This window comes from Streptomyces sp. NPDC058663 (assembly GCF_042716745.1).
In the GTDB taxonomy this organism is placed as follows: Bacteria; Actinomycetota; Actinomycetes; order Streptomycetales; family Streptomycetaceae; genus Streptomyces.
Window position 1 is genome coordinate 61,478 of record NZ_JBHXRV010000047.1, and the last position, 10,876, is coordinate 72,353.

The window sequence follows — 10,876 nt, forward strand, 5'->3', positions numbered from 1 at the left end:
CCGAAAGGGAACACAGGCATGAGATCGATCTGGAACGGTGCCATCTCCTTCGGCCTGGTCAGCATCCCCATCAAGCTGTTCAACGCGACCGAGAACCACTCGATCTCGTTCCGCCAGATCCACACCGCGGACGGCGGCCGGGTGCGCTACCGCAAGGTCTGCGAGCTGGACGGGGAGGAGGTGCAGAGCGCGGAGATCGGCAAGGGGTACGAGGACGCCGACGGCTCGATCATCCCCATCACGGACGACGACCTGGCCGCACTCCCGCTCCCCACCGCCCGCACGATCGAGATCGTCGCCTTCGTGCCGCTGGCCTCGATCGACCCGCTCCAGATGGACCAGGCGTACTACCTCGCCGCCAACGGGGTCCCGGCGGCCAAGCCGTACACCCTGCTGCGCGAGGCACTCGCCCGCAGCCGCAAGGTCGCGATCGCCAAGTTCGCCCTCCGCGGCCGTGAGCGCCTCGGCATGCTCCGTGTGGTCGACGACGTGATCGCCATGCACGGCCTGCTCTGGCCGGACGAGATCCGCCGGCCCGAGGGCATCGCCCCTGAGGGCAACGTCACCGTCCGCGACGCCGAACTCGACCTGGCCGACGCCCTGATGGACACCCTCGGCGAGGTCGAGATCTCCACGCTGCACGACGACTACCGCGAAGCCGTCGAAGAGCTGATCGCGGCCAAGTCCGAGAGCGGGGACGCACTTTCCCCGGTGGCGGAGACCAAGGCCGGCGGTGACGCCCAGGTCCTCGACCTGATGGCGGCCCTGGAGAACAGCGTCCGCGCCGCCAAGAGCTCCCGCGGCGAATCCGGGCCCCCGGCCGACGGTGAGAAGGAGCCCGCCAAGGTCACGGAGCTGAACGCCCGCAAGAAGAAGGCGGCCCCGGCGAAGAAGACGGCCGCCAAGAAGACCGCGTCCACGGCCGGCGCGAAGAAGACGACGGCGGCGAAGAAGACCACGACGACCGCCAAGAAGGCCGCGACGGCCGCCAAGAAGACCCCGGCCAAGAAGGCCCCCGCCAGAAAGCGCACCTCCGCCTGACCGCGCAAAAACATGCCCGGCAGCCGGGGCCTGACGGGCGCTCGCCTGCGGGGCGGGGGCGGCATCGACGCGGGGCCCCTGTGTGGCAGTTCCCGGCCGGCGCCCGGTCGGCGCTCCGGCGGCGTGCCCGGCCGTGCATACGCGAAGACCCCGCTCCCAGCGTTTCCGCTGAGGACGGGGTCCTCGGACACTTCCTTCGAAGTGCCCCCGGCAGGATTCGAACCTGCGCACCCGGCTCCGGAGGCCGATGCTCTATCCCCTGAGCTACGGGGGCGTGTCGCGCGGTGTGTCGGCGACGTGGTGAACCTTACCAGCTCCCCGACGGTGCCCGTGAACGGATATCGGCTCGCCGTGCACGTCAGCCCGGGACGGGAGCTTCCCCCGCACGGGGCGGAAGTGGGCAAAGCCCGGACGCGGCGCGGGAGTCCGACCTACTCTCGAAGGGTGTCGGGCGCATTGGGCCGGGTCCTTGTCGTCGATGACAACAGGGTCATCCGGCAGCTGATCAGGGTCAACCTCGAACTGGAGGGCTTCGAGGTCGTGACCGCCTGCGACGGTGCCGAATGCCTGGAGGTCGTCCACCAGGTCTGCCCCGACGTCGTCACCCTCGACGTGGTGATGCCGAGGCTCGACGGACTGCGCACCGCCGCCCGCCTCCGCGACGACGCCCGTACGAGTCATCTGCCTCTGGCCATCGTCAGCGCATGCACCCAGTACGAAGTCGAGAGCGGTCTCGCCGCCGGGGTGGACGCCTTCCTCTCCAAGCCCTTCGAGCCCGCCGAGCTCGTCCGGCTGGTGCGCCGTCTGGCGGGTCAGGAGGAGCCGCCGTCCCACGACGGCGGACACAGCGGTGGGCAGGGCGGGCGGAACGGTGGGCACGGGAGCGGCAGCGGGGCGGGCGACGGGCGGCTGGACCGGCCCGGGTGGTCCGTGCCCGGGGGCACCCGCATTCCGCCCATATGCTGAAACCCGTTCGCGGGAGGGCCCCCCTCCTCGCCTAGGCTTGGCACGTGACCCCCGCAGAGCTCTCCCGTACCGTGCTGCGCGCCGTGCGCCGTGCCGTCGAGGAGGACGTGCTGTCCGCACCGGTGCCCGAGCGGGCCGCCGTCGAGCGCACCCGCCCGGGCGGCAGCGGGGACTACGCCAGCAATGTCGCCCTCCAGCTCGCCGGGCCCGCGGGCAGACCCCCACGCGAGGTCGCCGGCCTCCTGCGCGAGCGGCTGGCCGGCACCCCCGGCATTACCGCCGTCGACATCACCGGACCCGGTTTTCTGAGCTTCACCCTCGCCGCGGACACGGGGGCCAGAGCCGTCCGGGAGCTGCTGGAGCACGGTGTCGCACACCGCGACGACCTGCCCCTGCCCGCGCCCCGGCCCGCCGACCTCACCCGGCTCGGACACGACGCCGCCCGCTGGGGGGCGCTGCTGCCCGCCCCGGACACCGAGCTGCTCGCCCAGCACGAACGCAACCCCCTCTTCCGCGTGCAGTACGCCCACTCCCGGACCGTGGCACTCCGCCGCAACGCCGCCGACCTGGGCTTTCGGGCCGCGTACGAGACACCGGTCGAGGCCGCCGAACTGACCGGTCTGCTCGGTGCCTACCCCGTCGAGCTCGACGCCGCTGCCCGGCTGGGCGCGCCCGAGCGCGTCGCCCGCTACCTGGTCGCCCTCGCCGACGCCCTCCTGCGCTTCGACTTCCACGACACGCGGCACGTGCTCCCGCGCGGCGACGAGAAACCCTCGGCCGCCCACCGTTCCCGGCTGGCCGTCGCCGAAGCCGCCGGGACGGTGCTGGCCGGCGGCCTGTCCCAGCTCGGCATCAGCGCACCCGTTCACCTGTGATGTGAGTGAGAGAAGAACATGAGCCGTTCCGCCCACCCCGCCGGCCCCCGCCACGCCGACGTCTACCCCGAGGGCCACTACACCGCCCCGGCCGACGACCTCAACGCCCTCGACGAGAAGGTCTGGGCGCGGACCGTGCGCCGCGACGAGAAGGGTGTCGTCAGCGTCGGCGGAATCGACGTCACCCGGCTGGCGGAGGAGTTCGGCACCCCCGCCTACTTCCTCGACGAGGACGACTTCCGTGCCCGGTGCCGCGCCTGGGCGGACGCCTTCGGGGCCGAGGCCGACGTCTTCTACGCCGGCAAGGCCTTCCTCAGCCGCGCCGTCGTGCGCTGGCTCAAGGAGGAGGGACTGAACCTCGACGTCTGCTCGGGCGGTGAGCTGACCACCGCGCTCGACGCCGGGATGCCCGCCGAGCGGATCGCCTTCCACGGCAACAACAAGTCCGTCGAGGAGATCACCCGCGCCATCGAGGCAGGCGTGGGGCGGATCGTGCTCGACTCCTTCCAGGAGATCGTGCGCGTCGCGCACATCGCCCAGGGCCTCGGCAGGCGCCAGCGGGTGCAGATCCGGGTGACCGTCGGCGTCGAGGCGCACACCCACGAGTTCATCGCCACCGCCCACGAGGACCAGAAGTTCGGCATCGCGCTGGCCGGGGGACAGGCCGCGGAGGCCGTGCGCCGGGCGCTGAAGCTGGACGGTCTGGAGCTCATCGGGATCCACTCCCACATCGGGTCGCAGATCTTCGACATGGCGGGCTTCGAAGTGTCCGCGCGGCGCGTCGTGCAGCTGCTGGCAGAGGTGCGCGACGAGCACGGCGTGGAGCTGCCGGAGATCGACCTCGGCGGCGGGCTCGGCATCGCGTACACCTCCGAGGACGACCCCAGCGAGCCCCACGACATCGCCAAGGCGCTCACCGAGATCGTCACTCGCGAATGCGAAGCGGCAAACCTCAGGACGCCCAGGATCTCCGTCGAGCCGGGCCGCGCCATCGTCGGACCCACCGCGTTCACCCTGTACGAGGTCGGAACGGTCAAGCCGCTGGAGGGCCTGCGCACGTACGTCAGCGTCGACGGCGGCATGTCCGACAACATCCGTACCGCGCTCTACGACGCCGAGTACAGTGTCGCCCTCGTCTCGCGCCGTTCGGACGCCGAGCCCATGCTGGTCCGCGTCGTCGGCAAGCACTGCGAGAGCGGCGACATCCTCGTCAAGGACGCCTTCCTGCCGGCCGACACCGCCCCCGGCGACCTGCTGGCCGTGCCCGCCACCGGGGCGTACTGCCGCTCCATGGCGAGCAACTACAACCACGCACTGCGCCCGCCGGTCGTCGCCGTCAGGGACGGGGCGGCCCGGGTGATCGTCCGGCGCGAGACCGAGGAGGACCTCCTGCGGCTCGACGTCGGCTAGAACCGCCGTTTCCCCGGGAAAAAACCCCGGATTCCCGGCCGGATAGTGGAATACCCGTCCCACTATCCGGAACGGGGACGGAAACTGTCGTCCAGTGAGTGAGACTGGTCAACACCGTAAGAAGTATGAGGAGTGAGGTCGGATGATGCGTACGCGTCCGCTGAAGGTGGCGCTGCTGGGCTGTGGTGTGGTCGGCTCAGAGGTGGCGCGCATCATGACGACGCACGCCGACGACCTCACGGCGCGCATCGGCGCGCCCGTCGAGCTCGTCGGTGTGGCCGTCCGCCAGCCCTCCAAGGTGCGCGAGGGCATCGACCCCGCGCTCGTCACCACCGACGCGAGGGCCCTGGTCGAACGGGGCGACATCGACGTCGTGATCGAGGTCATCGGCGGCATCGAGCCCGCCCGCACCCTCATCACCACCGCCTTCGCGCACGGCGCGTCCGTCGTCTCCGCGAACAAGGCGCTGCTGGCCGAGGACGGCGCGGCCCTGCACGCCGCCGCCGAGAAACACGGCCGCGACCTGTACTACGAGGCCGCGGTCGCCGGCGCCATCCCGCTGGTGCGCCCGCTCCGCGAGTCCCTGGCGGGCGACAAGGTCAACCGCGTCCTGGGCATCGTCAACGGCACCACGAACTTCATCCTCGACAAGATGGACTCCTCCGGAGCCGGTTACTCCGAGGCGCTCGACGAGGCCACCGCCCTCGGGTACGCCGAGGCCGACCCGACCGCCGACGTCGAGGGCTTCGACGCGGCCGCCAAGGCCGCCATCCTCGCCGGGATCGCCTTCCACACCCGGGTGAAGATCGGTGACGTGCACCGCGAGGGGCTCACCGAGGTCACCGCATCGGACATCGCTTCCGCAAAGCGGATGGGCTGCACCGTCAAGCTCCTCGCCATCTGCGAGCGGGCCGCCGACGGCAAGTCGGTCACCGCGCGCGTGCACCCCGCGATGATCCCGCTGACCCACCCGCTGGCCTCCGTCCGCGAGGCGTACAACGCGGTCTTCGTGGAAGCGGAAGCCGCGGGGCAGCTCATGTTCTACGGGCCGGGAGCGGGCGGGGCGCCCACCGCCTCCGCCGTCCTCGGCGACCTCGTGGCCGTCTGCCGCAACAAGCTGGGCGAGTCCACCGGACCCGGCGAATCCGCGTACACCCGCCTGCCGGTCAGCCCCATGGGCGAGGTCGTCACGCGGTACCACATCAGCCTCGACGTGGCCGACAAACCGGGCGTGCTCGCCCAGGTCGCGACGGTGTTCGCCGAACACGACGTGTCGATCGACACGGTCCGCCAGTCGGGGAAGGACGGCGAGGCCTCCCTCGTCGTCGTCACCCACCGCGCGCCCGACGCCGCCCTCTCCGGGACCGTCGAAGCGCTGCGCAAGCTCGACACCGTCAGAGGTGTCGCCAGCATCATGCGTGTTGAAGGGGAGTAAGGACCCATGACCATCAAGGGCACCCACCAGTGGCGCGGCATCATCGAGGAGTACCGGGACCGGCTTCCGGTCACGGCCTCGACGCCGGTCGTCTCGCTCGGCGAGGGCGGCACGCCGCTCGTCCGCGCGCAGGTCCTCTCCGAGCGCACCGGCTGCGAGGTGTACCTCAAGGTCGAGGGCGCCAACCCGACCGGGTCCTTCAAGGACCGCGGCATGACGATGGCGATCACGCGGGCCAAGGAGGAGGGGGCGAAGGCCGTCATCTGCGCCTCCACCGGCAACACCTCCGCGTCCGCCGCCGCCTACGCCGTACGGGCGGGGATGGTCTGCGCCGTCCTCGTGCCGCAGGGCAAGATCGCGCTCGGCAAGATGGGCCAGGCGCTCGTGCACGGCGCCAAGATCCTCCAGGTCGACGGCAACTTCGACGACTGCCTCACCCTGGCCCGCTCGCTCTCCGACAACTACCCGGTGGCGCTGGTCAATTCGGTCAACCCGGTACGCATCGAGGGTCAGAAGACCGCCGCCTTCGAGATCGTCGACGCACTCGGCGACGCCCCGGACATCCACGTGCTCCCGGTCGGCAACGCGGGCAACATCACCGCGTACTGGAAGGGGTACAAGGAGTACGCCGCCGACGCGCTGGCCACGCACACCCCGCGCATGTGGGGCTACCAGGCCTCCGGCTCCGCGCCGATCGTGCGCGGCGAGATCGTCAAGGACCCCTCGACGGTCGCCACCGCGATCCGCATCGGCAACCCCGCCTCCTGGGACTTCGCGCTCGCCGCGCGGGACGAGTCGGGCGGGCACATCGACGAGGTGACGGACCGTCAAATCCTGGCCGCCTACCGGCTGCTGGCCTCGCAGGAGGGCGTCTTCGTGGAGCCCGCGTCGGCCGCTTCGGTCGCCGGTCTGCTGAAGGCGGCCGAAGAGGGCAAGGTCGACAAGGGCCAGCGGATCGTCTGCACGGTCACCGGCAACGGCCTCAAGGACCCGGAGTGGGCCACCGCCGGAGCGCCTCCGGCGACCGCGGTCCCGGTCGACGCCGCCATCGCCGCCGAGAAGCTCGGCCTCGCGTAGCCGTACCGCGCCAGGCCCGGCCCCACCGGCCGGGCTCGGCGCAGTCAGGCTCCGCGCGGCTGGGCTCCGTGCAGTCAGGCTTTGCCCTCCGGGCACCGCGCAGTCAGGCCCCACCGGCCGGACTCCGCGCAGTCAGGCCCCACCGGCCGGACTCCGCGCAGTCAGGCCCCACCGGCCCGGCTTCGCGCAGTGCGGCCCGCCCGGCCCGGCTTCGTCCCGGGGTGTGCCTCAGAGGCACACCCCGGGTGCGGGCGCTCCACCGCGCGGTGCGGCAGGCCGGCCCCGCACCCCCCGGGTCACCGCGCGCGCAGGCCGGCCCCCGGTGCCCCGCCCCGGCCCCGCACCCCGGTGCGGTGCGCCCGGACGACACTCATGCGCCTCCTGTGCGCCCTATGTCCTCACAGAACCTTCCTTCGATAGGCTGTAGCCAACCCACCCCCGCCGCATATGCCGCGGTGATGCCGCCGTCGGCCCCCGGTGCCGCAGTTCCACGCAGCCCGAAGCGAAGTAGCGAAGCCGCACGTCCCGCAGCACCCCCAGCCCCCTGCTACACAAGGAGATCGTCGAGCGATGGCCGGTCCCGCTTTCCGAGCCGCCGCCGTGCGCGTGCGCGTCCCCGCCACCAGCGCCAACCTGGGGCCCGGCTTCGACGCCTTCGGCCTCTCGCTGGGGCTGTACGACGATGTGGTGGTGCGCGTCGCCGACGCCGGTCTGCACATCGACATCGCGGGCGAGGGCGCCGAGACGCTGCCCCGCGACGAGCGCCACCTGCTGGTCCGCGCCATGCGCACCGCCTTCGACGCGCTCGGCGGACAGCCGCGCGGTCTGGAGATCGTCTGCGCCAACCGCATCCCGCACGGCCGCGGCCTCGGCTCCTCCTCCGCCGCGATCTGCGCGGGGATCATGGCCGCCCGCGCGGTGACCATAGGCGGCGACGCCCGGCTCGACGACACGGCCCTGCTGGAGCTGGCCACCGAGATCGAGGGCCACCCGGACAATGTCGCGGCCTGCCTGCTCGGCGGGTTCACGATCGCCTGGATGGACGGCGGCACCGGCCGCGCCATCCGTCTCGACCCCCTGGAATCCGTCGTTCCGGTGGTCTTCGTCCCCGCGAAGCCCGTTCTCACCGAGGCCGCCCGCGGTCTGCTGCCCCGTACCGTCCCCCATGTGGACGCAGCCCTCAACGCCGGCCGTGCGGCGCTGCTCGTGGAGGCCCTGACCCGGCGCCCCGAGCTGCTGCTGCCCGCCACCGAGGACCGGCTGCACCAGGACTACCGCAGCCCCGCGATGCCCGAGAGCGTGGCGCTCGTGGCCGGGCTGCGCGCGGAAGGCGTGCCCGCCGTCATCTCGGGCGCGGGCCCCACGGTCCTCGCGCTCACCGACGACTCCGCGGCCGACAAGGTCGTACGGATGGCGGGCGACGGGTGGGCCGCCGGCCGGCTCGCCCTCGACGCCGCAGGGGCGAGCGTGCTGCCGCTCGCGCCGCAGGACGGCACCGAATAGCGACCGAAAGCGATTGCCGGTGGAAGAGAGGGGGAATGTTTGTTGGAGCCGGTAGTGTTAATCTCAAGTCTGCATCCGACGCCCTTGCGGCGTGGTGCATCGTGTCCCCTTCGGGACCACACTTCCTCCGGGAGCCTCCCCAAACTGCCAGAGCAGCCTGCCTGAGCCGTTTTGAGCATGCTCCGGAACCGGCACGACACCCCGCGTTCTTCCCAGAGGGGGCAACTGGGGACTTCGGGTCGGAACCCCACGCACGTTTATCTCTCCGCCACATCCGGCGGACCACCGCCCCGGCACGGTTCCCCCAGGGAATCGCCGGCACAGCACAACCGGTCGCCGAGCCAGACAGGCCGACGTCCGCTCCAGGGAAGGACCCTTCGTGAGCGACACCACCGATCTGATGGGCGTGACTGCCGACAAGAATGTCGACAACGCGTCCGACGCAGGTGCTGCCACCGGCAGTGCCCCACGGCGCCGCCGCTCCGGCACCGGCCTGGACGGCATGGTCCTGGCCGAGCTGCAGCAGGTCGCGTCCGGCCTCGGGATCAAGGGCACCGCGCGCATGCGCAAGGGCCAGCTGATCGAGGTCATCAAGGAGACGCAGGCCGGCGGCGGCTCCGCCCCGGCCAAGAGCGCCGACTCGGGCGACGCCGAGACCAAGCCGAAGCGCCGCGCGACCTCCAAGGCGCGTACCGAGGCCGCCGCTGCTCCGGAAGCCACCGCTCCGGCCGCCGAGAAGCCCGCGAAGGCCGCGAAGGCCGTCGCTCAGCAGCAGATCGACATTCCGGGTCAGCCCGCGAGTGACGACCAGCCGGTCGGCGAGCGCCGCCGCCGTCGCGCCACCGCCGCGGCCGGGAGCCCCGAACAGGCCACCGCCGCAGGCGAAGTGACGGACCGACAGGCGTCCGAGCCCAAGGGTGACGTCAAGACCGAGGTCAAGGCCGAGGCGCAGACCGACACCAAGGGCGACGCCAAGGCCGAGCAGTCCGCGGACAACGCGGAGGGCCGCCGTGAGCGTGGCCAGCGCGGTGACCGCCAGGGCCGCGGCGATCGCCAGAGCCGTCGCGAGCGTGACCGCGACCGCGGTGGCAAGGGCGGCGACGACCAGGGCCGCCAGCAGCGCCAGGGAAACCAGGGCGGCAACCAGGGCAGCCAGGGCGGCCAGAGCAGCCAGGGCGCCAACGCCCAGGGCGGCCAGGGCCGGGACAACCGCGAGCGTGACCGTGACAACGGTCCCCAGGACGACGACGACTTCGAGGGCGGCCGCCGCGGCCGCCGCGGCCGCTACCGCGACCGCCGTGGCCGCCGTGGCCGCGACGAGTTCGGCAGCGACGCCCCGCCGCAGGTCAACGACGACGACGTGCTGATCCCCGTCGCGGGCATCCTGGACATCCTCGACAACTACGCGTTCATCCGGACCTCCGGCTACCTGCCGGGTCCCAACGACGTGTACGTGTCGCTGGCCCAGGTCCGCAAGAACGGCCTGCGCAAGGGCGACCACACCACCGGTGCGGTCCGCCAGCCCAAGGACGGCGAGCGCCGCGAGAAGTTCAACGCGCTGGTGCGCCTGGACTCCGTCAACGGCATGGCGCCGGAGAGCGGCCGCGGCCGCCCCGAGTTCCAGAAGCTCACCCCGCTGTACCCGCAGGACCGGATGCGCCTGGAGACCGACCCGGGCGTGCTGACGACCCGGATCATCGACCTGGTCGCACCGATCGGCAAGGGCCAGCGCGGTCTGATCGTGGCCCCGCCGAAGACCGGCAAGACCATGATCATGCAGGCCATCGCCAACGCGATCACGATCAACAACCCCGAGTGCCACCTGATGGTCGTCCTGGTCGACGAGCGTCCGGAAGAGGTCACCGACATGCAGCGGTCGGTGAAGGGCGAGGTCATCTCCTCGACCTTCGACCGTCCCGCCGAGGACCACACCACCGTCGCCGAGCTCGCCATCGAGCGCGCCAAGCGCCTCGTGGAGCTCGGGCACGACGTGGTCGTCCTGCTCGACTCGATCACCCGCCTGGGCCGTGCGTACAACCTGGCGGCCCCGGCCTCCGGGCGCATCCTCTCCGGTGGTGTGGACTCGACCGCGCTCTACCCGCCGAAGCGCTTCTTCGGTGCGGCGCGCAACATCGAGGACGGCGGCTCGCTGACCATCCTGGCCACCGCGCTGGTCGACACGGGCTCGCGCATGGACGAGGTGATCTTCGAGGAGTTCAAGGGCACCGGCAACATGGAGCTCAAGCTCGACCGCAAGCTCTCCGACAAGCGCATCTTCCCCGCGGTGGACGTCGACGCGTCCTCCACCCGCAAGGAGGAGATCCTGCTCAACGCCGAGGAGCTGGCGATCGTCTGGAAGCTGCGCAGAGTGCTGCACGCACTCGACTCGCAGCAGGCGATCGAGCTGCTGCTCGACAAGATGAAGCAGACCAAGTCGAACGCCGAGTTCCTGATGCAGATCGCGAAGACCACGCCTTCCGCGAACGGCAACGGCAACGACTAGAAGGACCGGGCCCGGCGGAGACGACCGGGCGCGAGATACGACGCGGGGGCCCCGCCACGATCACTG

At 71.7% G+C, this 10,876-nt stretch carries 8 protein-coding genes and 1 tRNA gene; 8 read left to right on the forward strand and 1 reads right to left on the reverse strand.

Translation table 11 applies throughout. From position 1 onward, the window contains the following. Positions 1 to 18 precede the first annotated feature (18 nt). Positions 19 to 1,041, forward strand: coding sequence for a Ku protein (locus ACFWVV_RS29350; RefSeq protein WP_384355291.1), 1,023 nt, complete (start codon positions 19 to 21; stop codon positions 1,039 to 1,041). Between the two features lie 202 nt (positions 1,042 to 1,243). Here ACFWVV_RS29350 and ACFWVV_RS29355 read toward each other — a convergent pair. Continuing rightward, positions 1,244 to 1,315: transfer RNA gene (locus ACFWVV_RS29355), tRNA-Arg, on the reverse strand. Positions 1,316 to 1,437: 122 nt separating this feature from the next. Here ACFWVV_RS29355 and ACFWVV_RS29360 point away from each other — a divergent pair. The 7 genes from ACFWVV_RS29360 (at position 1,438) to rho (ending at position 10,810) form a co-directional block, all read left to right on the forward strand. Continuing rightward, positions 1,438 to 2,007: a response regulator gene (locus ACFWVV_RS29360; RefSeq protein WP_384355390.1), complete on the forward strand. Its 570-nt coding sequence runs from the start codon at positions 1,438 to 1,440 to the stop codon at positions 2,005 to 2,007. Positions 2,008 to 2,051: 44 nt separating this feature from the next. Then, on the forward strand, positions 2,052 to 2,882 hold the full coding sequence (nrtL, locus tag ACFWVV_RS29365; protein WP_384355289.1) for an ArgS-related anticodon-binding protein NrtL: 831 nt from the start codon (positions 2,052 to 2,054) through the stop codon (positions 2,880 to 2,882). An 18-nt stretch (positions 2,883 to 2,900) separates the two neighbouring features. After that, entirely contained in the window at positions 2,901 to 4,292 is a 1,392-nt protein-coding gene (gene lysA, locus ACFWVV_RS29370; protein ID WP_384355287.1) for a diaminopimelate decarboxylase, read from the forward strand. A 145-nt stretch (positions 4,293 to 4,437) separates the two neighbouring features. Then, a complete protein-coding gene (locus tag ACFWVV_RS29375) occupies positions 4,438 to 5,727 on the forward strand; it encodes a homoserine dehydrogenase (RefSeq protein WP_384355388.1) in 1,290 nt (429 codons plus the stop codon). 6 nt (positions 5,728 to 5,733) lie between these two features. Continuing rightward, positions 5,734 to 6,804 carry a threonine synthase gene (gene thrC, locus ACFWVV_RS29380; RefSeq protein ID WP_384355285.1) on the forward strand — a complete coding sequence of 357 codons (1,071 nt, stop codon included), beginning with the start codon at positions 5,734 to 5,736 and terminating at the stop codon, positions 6,802 to 6,804. Positions 6,805 to 7,374: 570 nt separating this feature from the next. Further along, positions 7,375 to 8,307 (forward strand): homoserine kinase, encoded by a 933-nt coding sequence (thrB, locus tag ACFWVV_RS29385; protein WP_384355283.1) that lies wholly within the window; start codon positions 7,375 to 7,377, stop codon positions 8,305 to 8,307. Between the two features lie 379 nt (positions 8,308 to 8,686). After that, complete coding sequence (gene rho / locus ACFWVV_RS29390; RefSeq protein ID WP_384355281.1) at positions 8,687 to 10,810, forward strand: transcription termination factor Rho; 2,124 nt, start codon at positions 8,687 to 8,689, stop codon at positions 10,808 to 10,810. The last annotated feature ends 66 nt before the right edge of the window (positions 10,811 to 10,876 follow it).